The sequence below is a fragment of the Streptomyces sp. NPDC052101 genome, from assembly GCF_040680235.1.
Lineage (GTDB): Bacteria > Actinomycetota > Actinomycetes > Streptomycetales > Streptomycetaceae > Streptomyces.
In genome coordinates this window covers 92,855-111,836 of sequence record NZ_JBFAWH010000014.1, presented here as the reverse complement: position 1 = coordinate 111,836, position 18,982 = coordinate 92,855, and the positions used below count along the sequence as shown (strand labels likewise).

At 67.9% G+C, this 18,982-nt stretch carries 18 protein-coding genes and 2 pseudogenes; 10 read left to right on the top strand and 10 right to left on the bottom strand.

All coding sequences use genetic code 11. The features are described 5' to 3' along the window. Nucleotides 1-288: 288 nt before the first annotated feature. From AB0L75_RS24790 to AB0L75_RS24775, 4 genes are all read left to right on the top strand, one after another. Nucleotides 289-762: a nuclear transport factor 2 family protein gene (locus tag AB0L75_RS24790; RefSeq protein WP_365184529.1), complete on the top strand. Its 474-nt coding sequence runs from the start codon at nucleotides 289-291 to the stop codon at nucleotides 760-762. A gap of 220 nt (nucleotides 763-982) precedes the next feature. After that, nucleotides 983-1,519, top strand: a complete 537-nt coding sequence (locus tag AB0L75_RS24785) for an ATP-binding protein (protein ID WP_365184526.1) — start codon at nucleotides 983-985, stop codon at nucleotides 1,517-1,519. Nucleotides 1,520-1,658: 139 nt separating this feature from the next. Beyond that, nucleotides 1,659-2,234: a TetR/AcrR family transcriptional regulator gene (locus tag AB0L75_RS24780; protein ID WP_365184523.1), complete on the top strand. Its 576-nt coding sequence runs from the start codon at nucleotides 1,659-1,661 to the stop codon at nucleotides 2,232-2,234. A 1,275-nt stretch (nucleotides 2,235-3,509) separates the two neighbouring features. Then, nucleotides 3,510-4,343, top strand: a complete 834-nt coding sequence (locus AB0L75_RS24775; protein ID WP_365184520.1) for a PIG-L family deacetylase — start codon at nucleotides 3,510-3,512, stop codon at nucleotides 4,341-4,343. A gap of 262 nt (nucleotides 4,344-4,605) precedes the next feature. On the opposite strand, the gene AB0L75_RS24770 is transcribed toward AB0L75_RS24775, so the two are convergent. Both AB0L75_RS24770 and AB0L75_RS24765 read right to left on the bottom strand, forming a co-directional pair. Beyond that, nucleotides 4,606-4,815 (bottom strand): hypothetical protein, encoded by a 210-nt coding sequence (locus AB0L75_RS24770; RefSeq protein WP_365184517.1) that lies wholly within the window; start codon nucleotides 4,813-4,815, stop codon nucleotides 4,606-4,608. A gap of 342 nt (nucleotides 4,816-5,157) precedes the next feature. Next, complete coding sequence (locus AB0L75_RS24765; RefSeq protein WP_365184514.1) at nucleotides 5,158-5,709, bottom strand: SMI1/KNR4 family protein; 552 nt, start codon at nucleotides 5,707-5,709, stop codon at nucleotides 5,158-5,160. Between the two features lie 174 nt (nucleotides 5,710-5,883). Here AB0L75_RS24765 and AB0L75_RS24760 point away from each other — a divergent pair, with 174 nt between their 5' ends. Then, entirely contained in the window at nucleotides 5,884-6,174 is a 291-nt protein-coding gene (locus AB0L75_RS24760) for a transposase (protein WP_365184511.1), read from the top strand. Nucleotides 6,175-6,238: 64 nt separating this feature from the next. Here the strand turns inward: AB0L75_RS24760 and AB0L75_RS24755 are convergent, their stop codons facing one another. From AB0L75_RS24755 to AB0L75_RS24745, 3 genes are all read right to left on the bottom strand, one after another. Beyond that, nucleotides 6,239-6,832 (bottom strand): hypothetical protein, encoded by a 594-nt coding sequence (locus AB0L75_RS24755; protein WP_365184508.1) that lies wholly within the window; start codon nucleotides 6,830-6,832, stop codon nucleotides 6,239-6,241. A gap of 207 nt (nucleotides 6,833-7,039) precedes the next feature. Then, entirely contained in the window at nucleotides 7,040-7,450 is a 411-nt protein-coding gene (locus tag AB0L75_RS24750; protein WP_365184505.1) for a hypothetical protein, read from the bottom strand. A 275-nt stretch (nucleotides 7,451-7,725) separates the two neighbouring features. Further along, complete coding sequence (locus AB0L75_RS24745; RefSeq protein WP_365184502.1) at nucleotides 7,726-8,871, bottom strand: epoxide hydrolase family protein; 1,146 nt, start codon at nucleotides 8,869-8,871, stop codon at nucleotides 7,726-7,728. Between the two features lie 63 nt (nucleotides 8,872-8,934). Between AB0L75_RS24745 and AB0L75_RS24740 the strand changes: the two genes are divergently transcribed. The 4 genes and pseudogenes from AB0L75_RS24740 to AB0L75_RS24725 all read left to right on the top strand — a co-directional run. Further along, the gene (locus AB0L75_RS24740) at nucleotides 8,935-9,903 is read left to right on the top strand and encodes a YafY family protein (protein ID WP_365184499.1); all 969 of its coding nucleotides are present in this window, start codon (nucleotides 8,935-8,937) and stop codon (nucleotides 9,901-9,903) included. Between the two features lie 165 nt (nucleotides 9,904-10,068). Beyond that, on the top strand, nucleotides 10,069-10,566 hold the full coding sequence (locus tag AB0L75_RS24735; protein WP_365184496.1) for a peptidylprolyl isomerase: 498 nt from the start codon (nucleotides 10,069-10,071) through the stop codon (nucleotides 10,564-10,566). Nucleotides 10,567-10,837: 271 nt separating this feature from the next. After that, the gene (locus AB0L75_RS24730) at nucleotides 10,838-11,269 is read left to right on the top strand and encodes a transposase (protein WP_365184494.1); all 432 of its coding nucleotides are present in this window, start codon (nucleotides 10,838-10,840) and stop codon (nucleotides 11,267-11,269) included. After that, nucleotides 11,179-11,619: pseudogene (locus AB0L75_RS24725) on the top strand (transposase); the annotation flags it as partial. The gene AB0L75_RS24730 and the pseudogene AB0L75_RS24725, both read left to right, overlap by 91 nt. Here the strand turns inward: AB0L75_RS24725 and AB0L75_RS24720 are convergent. Further along, entirely contained in the window at nucleotides 11,585-11,809 is a 225-nt protein-coding gene (locus AB0L75_RS24720) for a hypothetical protein (RefSeq protein ID WP_365184491.1), read from the bottom strand. The pseudogene AB0L75_RS24725 and the gene AB0L75_RS24720 overlap by 35 nt on opposite strands. Before the next feature lie 235 nt (nucleotides 11,810-12,044). Between AB0L75_RS24720 and AB0L75_RS24715 the strand changes: the two genes are divergently transcribed. Further along, on the top strand, nucleotides 12,045-15,509 hold the full coding sequence (locus tag AB0L75_RS24715) for a WD40 repeat domain-containing protein (RefSeq protein WP_365184488.1): 3,465 nt from the start codon (nucleotides 12,045-12,047) through the stop codon (nucleotides 15,507-15,509). Nucleotides 15,510-15,987: 478 nt separating this feature from the next. Here the strand turns inward: AB0L75_RS24715 and AB0L75_RS24710 are convergent, their stop codons facing one another. From AB0L75_RS24710 to AB0L75_RS24695, 4 genes and pseudogenes are all read right to left on the bottom strand, one after another. Next, the gene (locus tag AB0L75_RS24710) at nucleotides 15,988-16,293 is read right to left on the bottom strand and encodes a GNAT family N-acetyltransferase (protein ID WP_365184858.1); all 306 of its coding nucleotides are present in this window, start codon (nucleotides 16,291-16,293) and stop codon (nucleotides 15,988-15,990) included. A gap of 556 nt (nucleotides 16,294-16,849) precedes the next feature. After that, nucleotides 16,850-17,317 (bottom strand): hypothetical protein, encoded by a 468-nt coding sequence (locus tag AB0L75_RS24705; RefSeq protein ID WP_365184485.1) that lies wholly within the window; start codon nucleotides 17,315-17,317, stop codon nucleotides 16,850-16,852. Nucleotides 17,318-17,451: 134 nt separating this feature from the next. Continuing rightward, nucleotides 17,452-18,246, bottom strand: coding sequence for an RNA polymerase sigma factor WhiG (gene whiG / locus AB0L75_RS24700; protein ID WP_365184856.1), 795 nt, complete (start codon nucleotides 18,244-18,246; stop codon nucleotides 17,452-17,454). A 528-nt stretch (nucleotides 18,247-18,774) separates the two neighbouring features. Beyond that, a pseudogene (locus AB0L75_RS24695) lies at nucleotides 18,775-18,972 on the bottom strand (helix-turn-helix transcriptional regulator); the annotation flags it as partial. Nucleotides 18,973-18,982 lie beyond the last annotated feature (10 nt).

Below are 18,982 nucleotides of genomic sequence, written 5' to 3'. Positions count from 1 at the left end.
CAGCCGTGGCACCAACGCACGCCCGCGCCGCATGCAATGACAGCGCCGGGCACACGCGTTTCCCGACCGCGGCCTTCCTGGACCACCTCACCCGACGCAAGACCGGCCGGGCGAATGCACACAAGAACTCGACGCCGCCTGCGCAGCCAACCGGGAACTCAGCGCCTAACCCTTGCGCGAGAACCATCGTTCTCATAGAGTCGTACATGATAGAGAGAACGATCGTTCTAAGCACCGACCGAACATGCACGCGCCGGCGGCAATACGACACAAGCCCAAGGAGACAACATGACCGAGCACCCACGCCCTCCGCTCCCGCCGTTCACCCGAGAGACCGCCATCGAGAAGGTCCGCCTGGCGGAAGACGGCTGGAATTCCCGCGACCCGGAGAAGGTCGCCCTGGCGTATACCGTGGACTCGCGCTGGAGGAACCGCGCGGAGTTCGCCACCGGCCGCGCCGAGATCATCGCCTTCCTCACCCGCAAGTGGGACCGGGAGCCGGAATACCGGCTCATCAAGGAGCTGTGGGCCTTCGGCGGCAACCGCATCGCCGTGCGCTTCGCCTACGAATGGCGCGACGACTCACGCAACTGGTTCCGCTCCTACGGCAACGAGAACTGGGAGTTCGACGACAACGGCCTGATGCGACGGCGCTATGCCTGCATCAACGACCTGCCCATCAAGGAGTCGGAGCGCAAGTACCACTGGCCGCTGGGGCGCCGCCCCGACGACCACCCCGGCCTGAGCGACCTCGACCTCTGACCGTCCGGTCCCGCGCCGTAGATCCAGGTCCCGACACTGGATCTACGGCGGGGCGGGCAGGACTTCCCCGTAGACCCTGAAAGCTCTCTGCCCTGCGATGATCGTGGGGCGTTGCTCCAGATTCGGCAATTCCCTCATCGCCCTTCGTGGAGAACTAGCGTTCTCTAGACTGAGACCAGATGCGAGAATGAACGTTCTCAGAGTTCAATGGTGCGTTCCCATGACCCTCTCGGAAACCGCAACGCAACTTCCGCCGGCGGCCCCGCCCGCGGCCGGCGAACAGCCCCGGACCGCCTCCGCGACCACTGCGCCGTCCTGCGTTCATGCGGACATGCACCGGAACGGCGTGATCGCCCTTCCCGCCGAGGAACGCTGGGTATGCACAGCCCGCCACTTCGCCGCGTCTCTGCTGGCCCGATGGGACGTTGTCCCAGAGGATCAGGATTCCGTCCTGCTGATCGTCAGCGAGCTTGCGGGGAACGCAGCCCAACACGGACGAGCCGACATGATCGTGAGCCTCACGTTCGAGGGCCGGGCCGTGTGCATTGAAGTTGCGGACTCCGGCGCCTCGGCGCCCGCGCCCCACCCTCGCTGCGCCGATCCCTGTGATGAGCACGGCCGCGGCGTGGACATCGTCGAACTCCTGGCCGACTGGACCGAGACACTTGAGGAACGGGATCACCGGCGGGACCGCGCCGGTCTTCGCGTCGCCACCGCATCAGCCGAGTCGCCCCAGGCAGGCCTTGCGCTCGCTTGAGCGGGCAACGGGCAACACGCCCGGCCCTGACCGGGCAGGGCTCGTACGGCGACGAGCCGGCCCGCACCCGGGAGTGTACTTGCGACCTGGCGCGCTATACCGTGGGAGAACGTTCGTTTTCGAGAATGGGGTGATCGAGATGGAACTCGAAGCGACTGAGCAGCGGATCCTCGATGCTGCCGAGGAACTGTTCTACGGCCAGGGCATACAGTCGGTGGGAATGGATGCCATCCGCACCGCCTCTGCGGTGCCCCTCAAACGCCTGTACCAGATCTTCCCTTCCAAGAATTCCCTGGTCGAGGCGTACCTGAGGCGGCGGGACGCGAGATGGCTTCGCGATCTGGCCCAGTACGTGGATACCTACGACTCCCCCACGCAGCGGGTTCTGGCAGTCTTCGACTGGCTGTTCCTCTGGTTCAACGAGCCGGGCTTCCGAGGCTGCGGCTTCATCAACTCCTTCGGGGAGCTGGGAGCGACCTCCCAGGCTGTGGCCGATATCGCGAAAGCCCACAAGAATGCCTTCCGGCGATATCTCGCCGACCTCGTGGCCGCCGCCGACGCACCCACATGGCTGACCGACCACCTCGTTCTCCTCGCCGAGGGCGCGATGACCACAGCGGCCATCTCTGGGTCCCCAGAGGCCGCCCGTCACGCCAAGGACGCCGCACGCATCTTGCTGCGGACCGCCCACGCAGACATCGTCGCCGCTGTCTGAGCACGCGGTCACAAGGCACACGTGAGGCTGACTTTTCGTAGGAACATCCTGGCCCTTTGCAGCGCGATTCGGAGTGTTCAGGCGCAGAGTGAGGACAGCTCGAACGAGGTCGTGATGCGGCGCGGCAGCCGTCAGGTTCTGAGTGCGGCGCCACAGCCTGTTTCAGGTAGGTGACGTCGGTGACCTGCTACCAGGACAGGTCCGTGCGCGTCTCGGCCTCAACAACCCCAACGGCCAGACCCTGACGAGCAAGCAGGGCGGAACTGAGCTTGCACCATGAGGGTGTTCATTTCCAACGTGCTGGCTCGCACCACGGCGGGCGCAGCGGACTCGTACGACCGGGGGGGCAGATCGCCGGATGGTGGTCTGGACAAGAAGGGGGCAGGGCGGCTCAGGCCCTGAGGGCGGCGGAGCAACCTGTGACTGGGGCGAGTTGGTCAACCGTGTCGGTGGGGACTGCCTGATCCAGCACTTTCAAGAGCACTGCGGCTGCCAACGCGTCAACCGCAGGCATGACCGATGCGCCGCCCCAGCCGGACGAGTCCACCCACATCTCTGAAGGGCATTCAGATGCCCCAGAGTTGGAACAGGCCGGCCGCTTCTCTCGCGCTGTTGCCTGACCAGCACACCGGGCCCACCGAACCAACCAGCGCCCCTACCACCTCGCCCGACGGAGCCAAACGCCTCGCACCGGGCGGCCTCCGTCGGTTAGTCATCGACCGCCTCAACGCCCACCCTGGCGAAGCTTTCACCGCCACGAAGATCAGCCACGCGATCAACCACTCGTCCGGTGCCATCGTCAACGCCCTCGCCGGGGACCGGCGTCGCGTCGTCCCCTCTGCCCCACGCGATGACCTGCAGTGGCAGCCCCGCTCCCCCAGGGCCAGGCCAAACCAGCCGCCGGAGGCTGCCCGACGTGCCCCTTGGCCCCACACACGGGAGGCCGCGGACCTCCTGTCAGGAGTCGCGATCCGCGCATCGGCCTGCCCGCGGCCCGGGCCGGTGCAGCGAGCCGGCGCTCTCGCGAAGGGCAAGGCTCAGGGGGTGTTCCGGTGTGCGGCGGGAACAACCGGTCCGGCCGACAGTGTTGCACCGGCCAGGAGACCGGTGCCGCAGGGGTGGGGGAACACAGAGACCAACAGGCCATCCCGACATGGTCCGGAGCCCTCGGGTCCGCGGTACGCCCGGCCATCCGACGAACGATATCGAGGGGCGACCGCTCCTACGCCTGCCGCGGACTCGGACCGACGCCTTTTCACACAGGAGGACTGCTTCATGAATGACCGGCCGTTGACGCTCATGGCGGTACACGCCCACCCCGACGATGAGGCCACCGGAACAGGAGGTGTCCTCGCACGGTACGCGGCGGAGGGCATTCGCACGGTCCTCGTGACGTGCACCGACGGCGGTTGCGGTGACGGACCGGGGGGTGTCAAGCCGGGCGATCCCGGGCATGATCCGGCGGCCGTGGCCTTGATGCGGCGTCAAGAACTCGAGGCAAGCTGCGAAGTCCTGAAGGTCAGTCATCTGGAGATGCTGGACTACGCCGACTCCGGGATGATGGGCTGGCCGACCAATGACGCCCCCGGATCCTTCTGGCAGACACCCGTGGAGGAGTGCGCTGCCCGACTCGCGGAACTCTTGCGGCGCTACCAGCCCGATGTGGTCGTCACCTACGACGAGAACGGCTTCTATGGCCACCCCGACCACATCCAGGCAAACCGCATCACCATGGCGGCGCTGGCGATGACCGCGCTGACACCGAAGGTGTACTGGACGACGGCGCCCCGCTCGGCGATGCAGCGGTTCGGGGAGGTCATGCGCGAGTTCGGTGCGGACTGGCAGGAGCCGGATCCCGCTGCGGCCACCGCGATGGCCGAGATCGGACTTCCCGACGAGGAGATCACCACCTGGGTGGACACCACCGCGTTCGGCGGCCAGAAGTTCAATGCGCTGGCCGCGCACGCCAGCCAGGGCGAGAACATCTTCTTCCTCAGGATGGGCCAGGAGAGGTTCACCGAGCTGATGGGCGTCGAGACCTTCGCACGTGTCCAGGACACCACCGGCGCGGCCGTGCCCGAGAACGACCTCTTCGCCGGGCTGCGCTGATCCACCCGCCCACCGGGGCCGAGAGAACTCATGGTCGGTACGGCTCGATCGGACGTGCTCGCACACCCGGAGGCTTGTTCATGTGAGTTCCGCTCCGGCGGCCCTTGATCATCAGGATGGCCCTGCCCGGGCGCGTGGCGATTACGAGGACGCCAGTCCCCCAACCACCCGGTCAGGGCGGGGCACCACCCGCGTCACCGTCCAGTACGACGGCGCCGAGAAATGCTCCCCCCGCTGGGGGGGGAGGGTGGGGCCCCTGTCATCACCCGCTGCCGTCGGCAGCCGGATTCCCGGCTGCTGTCGACGTATCCGCCCTGGTGCGGTCGAACAGGGCTTCACCTGTGCGCGGCTGCGCGTGCAGGCCCTGGTCGAGTCGGTCCCGCCATCTCTCCGCACCGCGCTCCGCCGCTTCCGCGGGCTTCGCGCCCTTCGCGTAGTTGAGGATTCCGTGCACCACGACGACCGGAGCCATGCCCCGTCCTCTCCCCGTCACCGCAAGCCCCCCGGCGGCTCCTGCACCGCTCCATACCCATGCCCCGTGCCACGCGCTCCGGCGTGAGGGTCTCGGGGCACGGTGTCGGCGGGCCTCCGAAGCGTTCTTCGGGCAGGTAACGGGGACGGTGGGGCCGATGGCGGCCCGGCGAGGCCGACCGGTGCCCGCGCGGGCGCGTGATCAAGGTTCGGTGGCACGGGATGTCCTGCGCCACCGAACCTTGAGTGTGTGCCAACCAAGTTTGAGTGGCCTGATTTACTTACTCGTGACGTGGCCTACGTCGAAGGTCGGCGGGTTGGCCTGGCCCGGCGTGACCCGTGTTCAGGGGCTCTCCAGCCAGTCCGTGTACCAGGCGCGAAAGCCGGGGCTAACCGGTACGAAGCCGCCCCAGTCCGGATCGATCTGCCAGACCTGGCCGGCTCGCGGGCCGTTCAGGACCAGCCGTGTGAAGATGCCGCAGCCCTGTTCGGCCAGCGTGACCGTGCCCCGGGTCAATGCGTCGGTCGGTGCGCCGATCCGGCCGGGCAGAGGTGCGGTGACAGGGAACGGCTCAGCGAGTCGGCCCGGCAGTCGGTCTTCCCGCCACTCGGCGTCCACGGCCCACTCGTCGTCGGCCTCCGGGCGGGAGACGGTCAACGGCATCAACCCATGGCTGGGTCCGGCAGGGCCGTTGCCCACCTCTGCGACGAAGGACCGGTACTCCACCGGCAGACCGATGCCGTGGGATTCCTCGAACGCTCGGATCTCCGCCTCCGGCAGCCCGGGCGACAACTCGTACCGGTGCGTGTCCGCCCCGAAGCGCGCCAACCCCGGATCCCGTGCTGCCATCTCCCGTATCCGTGCGCGTACGCCGTCCCCGTCCCAGCTCTCCATCCAGCGACCGTAACAAGGGCGTCTTCGCCCCGGTCCGCCGAGCCCTCAAGCTACGCCGCTGCCAGCGGCGGGTTCGGCGGCTGCGCTTCTGACCAGGGCACTCAGACTTCCCTACGTTGTCCTGCGGGACACGGTGAGTCCTTCGTATGGTTCACCCACCCAGGGGCGTCAGGGGTGGCCTTCAAACTCTGCCGGCACACCTCACGGCGGCACAACTTGGCCGCGATCCGGACCGGCATCGATGCCGGAAAGACCCACCACCACTGCGTCGCGATCAACGACGCCGGCTGCCAGCTTCTGTCGCGACGCGTCCGGAACAACGGGCCGCAACTGCTCGAACTTCTCGCCGACGTCCTGGCCGGGGGCGACGAGGTGACCTGGGGCAACGACCGTGCCGACAGCGGAACTCGAGCCCGTCCCGCCCAGTGCCCTCGCGGCTTGGCAGACCGCATCAGGAATCGGTGAGACGGGACAGACAGCGAACGTTGATGATTTGCCACCGCAGTCCGACTGGCGGGTACGGCAGTGGTCAGTGGCCGCCGCTCGGGGGCTCGCAGCCGGTTCCGTCGGGGTAGCCGCCGAAGGCATCCGCCTTGGTGGAGTCACTGCTCATGGTGCCCTCCACACACCAGGGAGAGGCGCCGATGTCGATGAGGAAGCCGACCCCGGCGGATCCGTCCTGGTACGCCTGCACCTTCCCGGCGGAGTAGCCGAGGCTGGTCAGCGCGTTGCGGACGCCGTCCGGGGCGAAGTCGCCGCGTTGGCGCAGCGGTTCGAGTGCTTTCTTGACGCGTCCGACGGCTCTGAGTCCGTCGCAGCGGCTTTGGCCGTGGAGCGGGATGGGAACTCTGAAGCCGTGGTTTTCGGCATAGTGGTCGGTCGGCGGCGCGGTTGAGCTGGGGGTAGCGGCGGCCGTAGGCGCCGTCGGCTTGGGGCTCTCGCCAGGGCAGGGGAAGTCTGCTGGTGTACTCGGCGTCGATATGCCGGTCGGCGTTGGATGCGAACGCCGGTACGCGTCGGCGGCATCCCCTGCCCGCTGCGTTCCGCACCCCGCCGCCAGCAGGACCATCGCCGCCAACGGCAGCATCCCGAGCCGGACCCTCGTCTTCCTTAGCGTCGTCATCCCAAGATCCTCCCCCGCGGCTCGGTGGGAGTCATGAGTACTTTTACTCATCGGGCCACAACACCCCGGTCAGCCTTCTCCACGTTCTTCCGCGGGACGGGGCGAGCCCTTCGTATGGTTGGCCCACCCAGGGACGTTCGGGTCTGATTTTCAAACTTCTGCCGCTTGCGGCTTCCATCACCCGAACTGTCAGCTCGTTGCGGGCTCTCAGCTGTCAGTGGTCAGAACCTTCATCAGGGCCTCGACAGCGACCACGGCATGCGGGGTGGCCAGCACAAGCACCGGCTCAGGGCTCTGCAACAGGAGCCCGCTCCACACTCGGAAGACGACGCTGCCGTCCGCCCCCTCCTTCGCGAAGGAGATACATCCCGGCACATATCTCACGTCGTCGCGCCCCCCGGGCACCCAGGGCGGAGGACCGTCCGAGAACCGGAGGTAGTTGTGACTGGTGGACGGATACCACTGGCTCAATGCGGTCGCCCGGGCGGCCAGCACCAGCTCCTCCTCAACAGGAGGTACCCACGAGTCCGTGTCGCGCAGCAACGCATCGTGAGTTCGTGCGCATTGGATCTGCCAATCCCAGTCATCGTCCAGCGACCATTGGACGCCATCTCCCATGCGCCGAGTCTGACCGAACTCCTGGGCGCGGGTAACCCCCAACGGGAGCGGACTTGGGATGCTCCTTCCTGGTCCCGATCTCAGCCGATCTGGCACGACTCGCCCGTCGTCTCAGGCGATCTGGCCGATGTGACGACCGACTGCGCGGTGAAGTCGAGGAATCCGAGGCTGCCGCCCGTCAGGGGGAACCCGGAGTGGTTCAGCCCGGGCAGTCCCGACCTTGCGCTTCAAGGCCGTGGGCTGCCCGGGCGTTCTCGGGATGCCAACCGTAAGTGTCAGCCTCGGAGTGCGCCGAAGAAGGCGCGGACGTCGGTGACGAACGCCTCTGGCTGCTCCAGCGCGAGGAAGTTGCCGCCGCGTTCCAGCTCGGTCCAGTGGGTGACGTTGTGGTCGCGCTCGGCGAAGCGCCGGATGGCGATGTCGGTGTGCAGGGCGACGGCCACGCCGGTCGGGACGGTGCCGCGCGGTTTCGGGGCCCAGGCGCTCGGGTCGTGGCCCGACTCGTAGTACAGGTTCGCCGAGGAGCCCGCCGTACCGGTGAACCAGTAGACGCTGATGTTGGTCAGCAGGCGGTCGCGGCCCACGGCGTCCTCGGGAAGTTCAGCGGCGGGGTCCGTCCATTCCTTGAACTTCTCGGTGATCCAGGCGAGTTGGCCGACCGGCGAGTCGTGCAGTCCATAGGCGAGGGTCTGCGGGCGGGTGGACTGGATGGCGTTGAAGCCCATCTTGTCCTGCTGGAAGTTCTCCAGCCGGGCCAGCCGCTCCTGCTCGAGCTCGGTCAGCCCGTCGAGTTCGGCGGGGTCCCCGGAAGGGAAGGTGACCAGGCCGTTGACGTGAACGCCGATGACCCGGTCGGGTGCCTGGCGCCCCATCTCGGCGGCGATCCAGGCTCCGCCGCCCGTTCCCTGGACGCCGTAGGCGCCGTAGCCGAGCCGCCCCATCAGCTCGATGAATGCGCCTGCGATGCGGCCAGTGTTCCATCCAGCCGCACCGAGCGGACCGGAGAAGCCGGTGCCGGGCGTTGAGGTCACGACGACGTGGAAGTCCTCCGCGAGCGGCCGGATGACCTCGACGAACTGCACGAACGAGCAGGGCCAGTCATGCAGCAGAAGCAACGGCACGGCCGTCGGGTTCTGCGATGGGACATGCAGGAAGTGGATGTTCTGACCGTCGATCTCGGTGGTGAACTGCGGGAACTCATTGAGCTCCGCCTCCGCTTTGCGCCAGTCGAAACCGTCGGCCCAGTACACGGCCAGGTCCTTGAGGTAGGCGGTCGGCACGCCCCTGCTCCAGCCGGCGCCGGGGATCTCGCTGCCCCAGCGGGTACGTGCCAGCCGCTCCCGCAGGTCATCGAGTTCGTCCTGCGGGACGTCGATACGGAACGGGTGGATCCGGGCGTCGGTATTGCTGCTGCTCTCCATGGGTAAGACAGTATTCTCAATATAGGCACACTACGTGCCTAATGGCACAACAGGCTGGGTCTCATGCTCGATACCTCCGCACGGTTGCTGCGCCTGCTCTCCTTGTTGCAGACCCCGAGGGCCTGGCCCGGATCCGAACTGGCCGAGCGCCTCGGGGTGAGCGGCCGTACCATCCGCAATGACATCGACCGACTGCGCGAACTCGGCTATCCAGTGGACGCCACCCGCGGAGCCACCGGCGGCTACCGGCTGGGCGCCGGGGCGGCGATGCCCCCGCTGCTGCTCGATGACGAGGAAGCCGTCGCGGTGACGGTCGCCCTGCGCACCGCTGCTCAGGGCGCCGTCCCCGGCACCGCCGAGACCTCGCTGCAGGCACTGGCCAAGCTGGAGCAAGTGCTGCCCTCGCGGCTGCGCCGACGGGTGCGGACTCTCCAGGCGTACACCGTGGCTGTGCCGGCCGACCGACCGGTCCCGACCATCTCCGCGGACGTGCTGACCACTCTGGTATCCGCTTGCCGCGACCGGGAACGGCTGCGCTTCGACTACCTGGACCACACCGGCAGGCCTACCCGCCGCCTTGTGGAGCCATATCGGGCGGTGAACTGGGGGCATCGCTGGTACCTGCTGGCATGGGACGTCGAGCGCGAGGACTGGCGGACCTTCCGGGTCGACCGGATAGAGCCCCGCACCCCGACCGGACCGCGCTTCACTCCGCGCGAACTGCCTGGCGGTGACGCCGCGGCGTACGTCTCCCAACGGGTATCGGGCGCGGCCTGGCGCTACCACACGCGGGTGATCGTCCACGCCCCGGCAACGGCGGTGATCGAGCGGATCAACCCCGCGGTGGGCACGGTCGAGGCACTCGACGCCGACACCTGCGTCCTGATCACCGGCGCCGACACGGTGCAGACACTCGCGGTCTATCTGGGCATGCTCGACTTCGACTTCGACGTCACCGAGCCCGCGGAGCTGGTCACCCACCTGCGTCGACTCGCGGGCCGCTACGCCCGCTCCACACCGCCTACCCGCTGAGGCGGAAGGACCCGCCAGGTCCGCCGGGCCCGGTACCCACCAGATCCGCCGCTGCCGGACCAGATCATCTGAGAAGCCGCTGCCGTACCGATCTCCAGGCAACGAGCGAGTGTCCCTCGCGGAAGGTGACGACCCTGTGACGGATTGCATGCCATGATCGGAGGCATGGGCTCCAACGTCTACTTTGACATCGACATCAACGACAAATCCGAAGGGCGGATCGTCTTCAAGCTGTACGACGACGACGTGCCCAAGACCGCTCGGAACTTCCGCGAGCTGGCCACCGGCGAGCATGGCTTCGGCTATGAGGGCTCGAAGTTCCACCGCATCATCCCGGAGTTCATGCTTCAGGGCGGTGACTTCACACGTGGCGATGGCACTGGCGGCATGAGTATCTACGGAGAGAAGTTCGCCGACGAGAACTTCAAGCACAAGCACACCAAGGAAGGCCTGCTGTCGATGGCGAACGCGGGTCCTCACACGAACGGCTCCCAGTTCTTCATCACTACCGTCAAAACGGCCTGGCTGGACGGTAAGCACGTCGTCTTCGGCGAGGTTGTCGAAGGCTTCGATCTGGTGAAGAAGATCGAGGGGCTGGGCACGCAGACAGGTAAGCCCAAGGCAGTCGTCAAGATCGCCAAGTCGGGCACAGTCGACAGCTGAGCAGCCGTTGCTCTATCGATCTTGGTGATCGTGAGTTCGAGGCCGTCGACTCAGTCGGTGGCCTTCTGGGCGACCAGGCATGAAAGCAGGACCTCACACACAGCTCGTGGGTATCGAATCCAGCCGAGCAACAGGAGGCCCCTGGTGCCGCAGTTTTCCGTGTCTACGCTGGTGTCTTCCAACTCGGTCGCTCGGTCGTGTGATTGCCTCGCTCACCGTTTCGAGAACGCCAGGGAGTGATCACACAGGCGGGCCGAAATAACCATCCGCCATGAGCGACGCGGAGTGGTCCGACGTGCGCGACGCGATGCCCGTCCCCGCCTGGCTGGAGAGCAGGGGCGGGCAACCGGAGGGCTACTCCCATCGGCAGATGGGCGACGCGGTGCGCTATCTGGTCGCGGGCGGCATCACCTGGCGGGCGGTGCCCGCGAACTCCCCCGCGGGCACCGTGTCTACGCGTTCGCCTGCCGCTGGGGCACGCAGGGGCTGCTGGCCGAGCTGCACAACCGGCTGCACGGCTTGGCGCGTGAGGACGCCGGCCGCGCCCCGGAGCCGACCGCCGCCATCGCCGACTCGCAGTCGGTGCGGGCCGCCGCCACGGTCCCCGCGTCCTCTCGCGGCTACGACGCGGGCGAGAAGGTGCCCGGGCGCAAGCGCCACATCGTGGTGGACTGCCTCGACCTGCTCCTGGTGGTCATGGTGACCACCGCGAGCGTCCACGACAGCAACGCCGCCGTGCCCCTGCTGGAACGTCCGCGGGACCGCTGAAAGAAGATCACCCTGGTGTGGGCCGACGGCAGCTACGCGGGCCGCCTGGTCGTCTGGTCGAAAGAGCAGCTCGAACTCACCGTACAGATCGTCAAGCGCACCGACGACGCTGCGAGGTTCGTGGTGCTACCAAGGCGCTGGTACGTGGAGCGGACGTTCGCATGGCTGTTCTGCTCGCGCCGACTAGTGCGCGACTATGAGACGCTGTCCGCCGTCCATGAGCAGATGGTGCTGTGGTCGTTGACGATGTTCATGAGCCGCAGGCTGGTCCGTCGGCGAGCGTGAACCGGCCCGGGGCCGGCTCAGTGGCCCAGCCGCGGTCCGCGAGCCGCTTCATCTTCGACCGCACACCCTCCACGCTGGCCGGGCACAGCCCGAGTACGACGGCGTTCTCCTGACGCCTCATCACTTCGCCCCCGCTCGACCGGCGTTCCACCAGCGCGGACAGGACGCGCTGGTAGTCCGCAGCGGGCACGTCCGTAGTCAACTCGGGCCGCCACACCGGCACGATCGAACCCGTCCGTACAACCCATTCGGGGCAGACACCACGGTGGGCGCGCCCGCCCCCGGCACGGGATCCGGCTCCGGCGCGGAGAGAGGGGACCTCAGCCCCGGTGGGCTGGATGGCGCTGCGGTATCCGGCCTGGCCACGACTGCTGCACCGCCAACTCGTTGGGCCTGATCAACTCTGACGGATAGGTTGTCGGTCCATGGATCGACGCCCGCTCAAGCTCGTGGCCGACGTATCACTCATGCTGGTCGGCACCCTGCTGGGCATTGCCACCAACTACGCGACCGGGCAGACGGACCATGTCCCGCTGCCGCTACGGCTGTTGCGGGACTGGTCGGTGCCACTGATCGGCATCGCACTGGTGCTGCTCGTCGGGGGCCAGATCGCGTTGCACTTCCTCGATCGGCCGGCGCCGGTGCGTCGTGAGTGGGACCGGGACCAGCCACCGTACCCGGGGCTCGAAGCCTTCACGGAGGACGATGCGGCCGTCTTCTTCGGGCGGGACCGGGAGATCGCCGAACTGGTCGGGCGGCTGCACCCGGCGGTGCCGGGGCGGGCGCAGCGGTTCGTTACCGTGGTCGGGCCGTCGGGCAGCGGCAAGTCGTCATTGGTGCGCGCCGGACTGCTGCCGACGCTGGCCCGGCGTCGGGGACGCTGGACGGTCGCGGCACCGTTCTCGCCCGGCGCGGATCCGGTCGGCACTCTCCGGCAGCGGCTGTCCCACCTGCCCGGCGAACGACCGGCGCTGCTGGTGATCGACCAGCTGGAGGAGTTGCTCACCCTGTGCGGTCGCGAGGAACGGGACGGGTTCCTGACCGCCGTTGGCGAAGCTTTGCGCCGTGACCCACGGTTGTGGGTGGTAGCCACCTTGCGCTCGGACTTTCTCACCGGGTTCCTGGAGTCCGGTTTCGCCGAGCTGGTGCGCGAGCCGACCCTCGTCGGCGCGCTCGGCCGGGACGCGCTCCACGAGGTCATCGAAAGGCCCGCCGAGCAGGCAGGGTTGACTTTCGCGCCTGGCGTCGTGGCCCGCATGGTCGACGAATGCGGCGGCGGCGACGCGCTGCCGCTGCTCGCCTACACCCTCCAAGAGCTGTACCGGCGCGCCGGAGGAGCTGGCGGGACCGCGAGTGAGGAGGCCTACCGCGCGCTCGGCGGCGTCGCCGGAGCCCTGACCGAACAGGCCGACCGGATCACCGCCGAGCTAGGGGTGGCGCCCGTGATCGAGACACTGCTGCGGTTCGTCACCGTGGACCGCAATGAGGCCACCCGGCGCCGGGTCCGCCGTGCCGACCTCACCGCGCAGGAGCAGAAGGTCGCCGACGCCTTCGTCGCCGGACGTCTGCTCACCGGCGACAGGGACGTGCTGGACGTGGCCCACGAGGCGCTGTTCCGCCAGTGGGCGCCGCTGCGCCAGGCGGTCGTCGCACGCGCCGAGGAGTTGCGCCGCCGCACCGAGGTGGAGCGCTGGGCCCAGGACTGGGACCGGGTAGGGCGTCAGGACGGATACCTCCTCACCGGGGAGCGGCTGTCCGTCGCCCGGCGGTGGATGGCGGAGTCCGCGCGGGCGCTCGGCACGACGCCCCTGGTCGAAGAGTTCGTGGACCGGTCGCTCCGGGCGGACCGGTCCACGATGCAACACGCTGCCGACGCGGTGGCCGTCCGGGTGCTCGAACGCCTCGACAGGGAGCCGGAAGCCGCGGTGCTCGCCGCCCTGTCGGCGGTCGAGGAGTGCGCGGCCACTTCCGGCGCGGTGCAGGCGCTGCACACGGCTTTGGGCGCGGCGCGTCTGCGAGCGGTGCTGCGTGGCTTCGAAGGCGGTGCGTCAGGGGTGGCCTGGTCGCCGGACGGGCGGCAGCTGGCCGTGTCGAGCGACGACGGCACCGTCCGGGTGTGGCAGCCGGACCGCGACGCTCGACCGGTCGTGCTCGCGGGGGACGGTGCCTGGACGCAAGGGGTGGCCTGGTCCCCCGACGGAGGCAAGCTTGCGGCAGGCTGCCGGGACAGCACGGTCCGCGTCTGGTCCACCGGCGCCTGGGCTGAGTTGGCCGTCCTCCGCCACACCGCCGCGACCGGAGACCGTGAGGAGGGCGTCGGCGGCGTGGCCTGGTCGCCCGACGGCAGTCGCCTGGCGTCGGGCGGTAGCGATTGCGCCGTGCGGATCTGGGATGCCGGCACCTACGCCGCGTGCGCGGTACTGCGCGGGCACCGGCGCATGGTCTGGAGCGTGACCTGGTCAGCTGACGGGACGCGGGTGGCCAGCGGCGGAGAGGACGGCACGGTCCGGGTCTGGGCCGTGCCCACCGGAGCCCTCGTCACCGCACTCACCGAACACGAGGGCAACATCGAGTCGGTCCAGTGGTCGCCGGACGGTCACCGGCTTGCCTCGGCCTGCGGTGATGGGGCCGTACGCATCTGGGACACCCGCAACTGGGAGGTGGTGTGGGTACAGAATTCGGAGGTCATCAACTCCCTGGCCTGGTCCCCGGACAGCACCCGCCTCGCCGGTGGTGACGCGGACCGCACGGCCTACGTGTGGAACCTCTCCGGCACCCGAGGCGAGCATTACGCGACCGAAAGCGAGATCCAGCTCACCGGCCACGTCGACACCCTCTACGGAATCGCCTGGTCCCCCGACGGAAAGCAAGTGGCAACGGCCTCTCGCGACCGCACGGCGGTGGTCTGGGACGTCTCCGAACCCACCAACGTCCTCACCGGCCACGATGATGCCGTCCTCCGTGTCGCCTGGTCACCTGACGGGACCCGCATCGCGGCCGCTTCCCAGGACGCCTTCGTGCGCATCCAGGATGTCGCCACCGGCCGCACAACGGGCGGTTGGCCCGCCGTCGGGGTGACCGACGTGGCCTGGTCCCCCGACGGCGCCCGCCTGGCCATCGCCCTGCGCGACGGGTCCGCGGTGGTGCGGCGGACCGACGGCAGCGACGACAGCCTCAGCCTGACCGGGCACGCTGAGGAACTTTCCCACGTCACGTGGTCCCCGGACGGCACCCGCATAGCCACCGGCTCCCACGACGGAACGGCCCGCATCTGGGACGCCGTCACCGGTGCGCCCGTCCATCTCCTGCGTGGCCACCAGGACTGGGTCGCCGGTACGGCCTGGTCACCGGACAGCCGCTACCTCGCCACGTCCAGCACCGACCGCACCGCCCTCGTCTGGGACACCGCCGATGGCACCACCATCACCACCCTGCGCGGTCACCTGGACTACGTCTGGAAGGTCCACTGGTCCCCCGACGGCCAGCGCCTTGCCACCTGCTCCCGCGACCGGACCATCCGCCTGTGGAGCCCTGTCGAAGGCACCGAACTCGCTGTCCTGCTCGGCCACGAGGACCGGGTCCAGAACCTGGCGTGGTCGCCTGACGGGACCCGTATCGCGTCAGTGTCCCGGGACCGCACGGTCCGGCTCTGGGACCCGGACACCGCCACCCAGGTGGCCGTGCTCGGCGTCCACGCCGACTGGGTGAACGGCCTGGCCTGGCACCCGGACGGCACCCGCCTGGCGACCGCCTCCCACGACCGGACCATACGCCTATGGACGCTGGCCGATCACGACGTCGACGGCCTGCTCAGCCGCGCCCGCAAAGGAGTCTTCCGAGAACTCACCGCCCAGGAGCGCCGCACCTTCCTGCTTCCGGACAGGCGCTGAATGTGCTGGAGCAATGCCGATGAGTAACGAGCACCTCAGCTGGTCGACTTCGGTTTGCGCCACCAGTGACTTGCTTGCTGGCTGGCTGGCTGCGGGTGAGACGCTCGGTTATCACGCTGAATGCCCACGTCAGGTGGGCCTCGGAGTGCCAGGGCAGGCATTCGAGCCGACTCGGACCGTTCTGTTCCCCAACCTCGACACGCGTGTGCCTCCGGTCAATGTGACTGGGCTGACGTGTGTCGAGGTCGTTCGGCCACACTCCACGGAGCCACTGGAGTCCCAATCGCGGTAGCGCGTCGAGGCAGCGAGGATGCGCTAGCAGTCCGGCGAGAATGGTCTCCTCCGCGCCCGGCTCACGGTGCGGGCTCAGCATCAACTTCCGACCGCCCACCTGCCTTGGCGCCGACGCGGCCGAGGCGCGCTCGCCCGCTCAAAGATACGTTCACTCAAAGACAGGATGCACCCATCGTCGCTGAACTCAGAGCTCGCGCCGGTAGCGGACCTCAGTGAGCGTGATCTCGTCGTAGACGTCATCTTGAGCCGCACCATCGACTTGATAGCCGGCCCGCTCGTAGAAGCGCCGGGCTCGGTGGTTGTCACAGAGAACCCACAAGGCCGACGCTCCGAAGCCCTGGTTCTTCATCTGAGCGTGAGCCTCGCCCAGGAGCCTCCGACCGATGCCCTCGCCGATCAGATCCGGCAATACGTACAAGGCGTAGACCTCACCCACCTGCCTCAGACCAGACATCTCACTGCGGCACGGCCCAAAGCAGATCCATCCCACCGGGCCACGGTCACTGAGCGCCACGAGGTCTCGGGACTTCCGACGGGTTGAGAGAACAACTGCCGCCTCTGACCGGCATCACCTTCGACCGTCATTGCATCCAAGTACGTCTGGGGAACGATGCCGGCGTACGCCGCCTGCCATCCCCGGGCCCGGATCGCCGAGACGGCCTCAATGTCAGGCTCAACCATCTCCCGCACATGCACCATCGCGTCACAGTAATGCCGCAGGCACCTCAGAACGAGCTGCTTTACCTCGCTGCCGAAGAACCGAACACACCAGCCCTTTGACCTGCGACTGCAAGTTGACGAAGGCTCGATGTAGCGCATCGTGGTGGCGATCCAGGCGTGTCCCAGCGGCTCCTGGCAGGACGTGCGGGGCGAGCTTCCCGGCCCAGGCCGGAAGGTGGCGCACGCTGGCCTCGGCCAGCGCGGTGCGAACTACCTCGGTGCCGGCCGGGCCGGAGGCCGTGCGCTCCAAGTGCCTGACGTCGCAGTGGATCGTCCCGTCGGTCAGACGGGCTGACGCACATGCCAGGACGAACGCGGCCAACACATCAGTCTCGGAGTCCTCCAGCTCCCCCGGACCCGGCGCCCCGCGGCTCAGCCCCACACGATCGAGTGAGCAACATCCTGGCCAGCACCTGGAACAACACCTCGGCGATCGATGCTCCGCTGACGAACATCAGAGTTGTCGCACACGGTCCGAGCCGCCCCGCACGGACATCTTGCCCGGCGTGTCGTCGTAGCAGTGGGTAAGCGGTGAGCACCCACGGGTCGGTGAGCATCGTGCCGGTGCAGACGCCGGCAGAGGCGTTCTTGTGCTCGATGGCCACCTCAGTCGACACATTGTGTTCAAGCACCGCGGCCCGTGCCCTGGCCAGGTCGCAGAGGACCGGTCGCAGTGTGATCGACTCGGCCGGGATCCGGGCGAGACGGTCCCCGCGCTCCCTCAGTGTGCCTTTGCTGGGCTTGAGCGTTTGGTCCAGTTCGACGAGCCAGTACTGTAGATCGGCCTCCAGCATGCTGCGGCCAGCGCCGGAGCCTCTTGGCCATCAACAGGAACAGCGGTCTGCTCCACGGCACGATCTCGGCGACGACATCGACCGGCTCGTGGCGCACGGTGAACGGGGTGCCGTTCAGGTTTTTCAGAAGCGGACTATTCCCGTAGGTCGGTCAGCTTCTTCCTGAGCCGAAGGACTGCTCTTGTGTGGATCTGGCTGACTCGGCTCTCGGTCATGCCCAGTACCTGCCCGATCTCGGGGAGCATGAGCCCTTCGTGGTAGTAGAGGGTGACGACGGTCCTCTCGTGTTCGGGGAGGCCGATGACGGCGCGGGCCAGCAGTCGTCGCTGCTCGCGGTCCTCGACGACGTCGACAGGATTGTCGGCGGCAGCGTCCTCTAGCGTGTCGACAAGGCTGAGCTGGCCTCCATCATTCCCTTCGGTCTGCAGCAGCTCTTCCAGTGGCACCACGTCGGCCCGCGACAACTGGCTGAATACCGAGTGGAGTTCATCGAGCCCGATGTTCAGTTCGGCGGCGACCTCGGCATCCGAGGGGCTGCGCCGGAGACGGGCCTCCAGCACTGCGTAGGCGCGTTCCACGGCGTTCGCCTTCAGCCGCACCGAGCGGGGTATCCAGTCCAGGGCACGCAGCTCGTCGAGCATTGCGCAGCGGATCCTGCTAATCGCATACGTCTCGAACTTGGCGGTCCGCTCAGGGTCGAAGGTCTTGACGGCGTAGAAGAGTCCGAACACTCCGGAGGAAACAAAGTCGGCCGACTCGACATTGGATGGGAGGCCGGCGCCGACTCGGCCCGCCACGTAGTTGACCAACGGCAGGTAGTGCAAGATCAATTGGTCCCGCAGCCGCTGGTCGGCTGTCACCCTGTACAACTGCCACAGTTCTTCGACCGAGGAGAGCGTGCGAGGTTGTAGTCGCCACCGCAACACCATGGTGTCCCGGTCAACAAGCACCTCTGGTGCCCCGGACACGCTCTCCCCTCGCTCCTTGAGGCGCGCCCGAAGCTGTGCCAGAGCGTTCGCCACGCCCTTCTCCAAGACTTCCTCCTTGCCGGGGTCCGGCAGGCGGAAGACACGTCGCCATGCGGCGAGCCATATCTCCTGGTCGTTCTCGGGGACGTCACAAGCAGTAAGGAAAGCAACGAACTGCTCGATGCTGGCGGGAAGGGCCTTCCGACGCACGATGCGGTGAGCGGTGGTGTGGGGCAAGATGCCCAGCCCTCCGACTCGCTTCTCCATCACGCGCAGCGGTGGCGCTCCGGCGCGTTCGTACAGTTCAACCAGCGCCGTGCTCAGATCGGCCACGCCACGAATCAGACGCACATGAGGCGCGGGCGAGTGGTTCAGCCCAGTCATGGCCTTACGACGCGCCCAGCGAGCCCGCTTCCATAACGCCTTGGCATGAGTCACCGCTTGCTTGACCGCGGCATCCCCTGCCGTAGGAGGCAGGCACGCCTGGACGTAGGCGACAACCACGGGCAACCTCGGCACGGTGGTGCCGCCGGCCGCGGCTCGTTGCAGCGTCGACCGGTCGTACCCAGCCCGTTCGGCGAGCTGCGCGTAGGTCAGCTTCGCCGCATGACGACGTGCGCGCATGAAGTCTGCGAGGTCCGCGACTTCGCGGCACGTGCGGTCAACGGGCCTTTCCTGGCGTCCCATGCTGACTCAG

What these genes read in the sequence shown, in the direction of transcription:
- AB0L75_RS24780 (WP_365184523.1), top strand. Translation starts at nt 1,659, where the DNA reads ATGGAACTCGAAGCGACTGAGCAGCGGATCCTCGATGCTGCCGAGGAA.
- AB0L75_RS24765 (WP_365184514.1), bottom strand. Translation starts at nt 5,709, where the DNA reads ATGGAGAGCTGGGACGGGGACGGCGTACGCGCACGGATACGGGAGATG.
- AB0L75_RS24770 (WP_365184517.1), bottom strand. Translation starts at nt 4,815, where the DNA reads ATGGCTCCGGTCGTCGTGGTGCACGGAATCCTCAACTACGCGAAGGGC.
- AB0L75_RS24715 (WP_365184488.1), top strand. Translation starts at nt 12,045, where the DNA reads ATGGATCGACGCCCGCTCAAGCTCGTGGCCGACGTATCACTCATGCTG.
- AB0L75_RS24735 (WP_365184496.1), top strand. Translation starts at nt 10,069, where the DNA reads ATGGGCTCCAACGTCTACTTTGACATCGACATCAACGACAAATCCGAA.
- AB0L75_RS24745 (WP_365184502.1), bottom strand. Translation starts at nt 8,871, where the DNA reads ATGGAGAGCAGCAGCAATACCGACGCCCGGATCCACCCGTTCCGTATC.
- whiG (WP_365184856.1), bottom strand. Translation starts at nt 18,246, where the DNA reads ATGGTGTTGCGGTGGCGACTACAACCTCGCACGCTCTCCTCGGTCGAA.
- AB0L75_RS24775 (WP_365184520.1), top strand. Translation starts at nt 3,510, where the DNA reads ATGAATGACCGGCCGTTGACGCTCATGGCGGTACACGCCCACCCCGAC.
- AB0L75_RS24790 (WP_365184529.1), top strand. Translation starts at nt 289, where the DNA reads ATGACCGAGCACCCACGCCCTCCGCTCCCGCCGTTCACCCGAGAGACC.
- AB0L75_RS24785 (WP_365184526.1), top strand. Translation starts at nt 983, where the DNA reads ATGACCCTCTCGGAAACCGCAACGCAACTTCCGCCGGCGGCCCCGCCC.
- AB0L75_RS24705 (WP_365184485.1), bottom strand. Translation starts at nt 17,317, where the DNA reads ATGCTGGAGGCCGATCTACAGTACTGGCTCGTCGAACTGGACCAAACG.
- AB0L75_RS24740 (WP_365184499.1), top strand. Translation starts at nt 8,935, where the DNA reads ATGCTCGATACCTCCGCACGGTTGCTGCGCCTGCTCTCCTTGTTGCAG.
- AB0L75_RS24730 (WP_365184494.1), top strand. Translation starts at nt 10,838, where the DNA reads ATGAGCGACGCGGAGTGGTCCGACGTGCGCGACGCGATGCCCGTCCCC.
- AB0L75_RS24750 (WP_365184505.1), bottom strand. Translation starts at nt 7,450, where the DNA reads ATGGGAGATGGCGTCCAATGGTCGCTGGACGATGACTGGGATTGGCAG.
- AB0L75_RS24755 (WP_365184508.1), bottom strand. Translation starts at nt 6,832, where the DNA reads ATGACGACGCTAAGGAAGACGAGGGTCCGGCTCGGGATGCTGCCGTTG.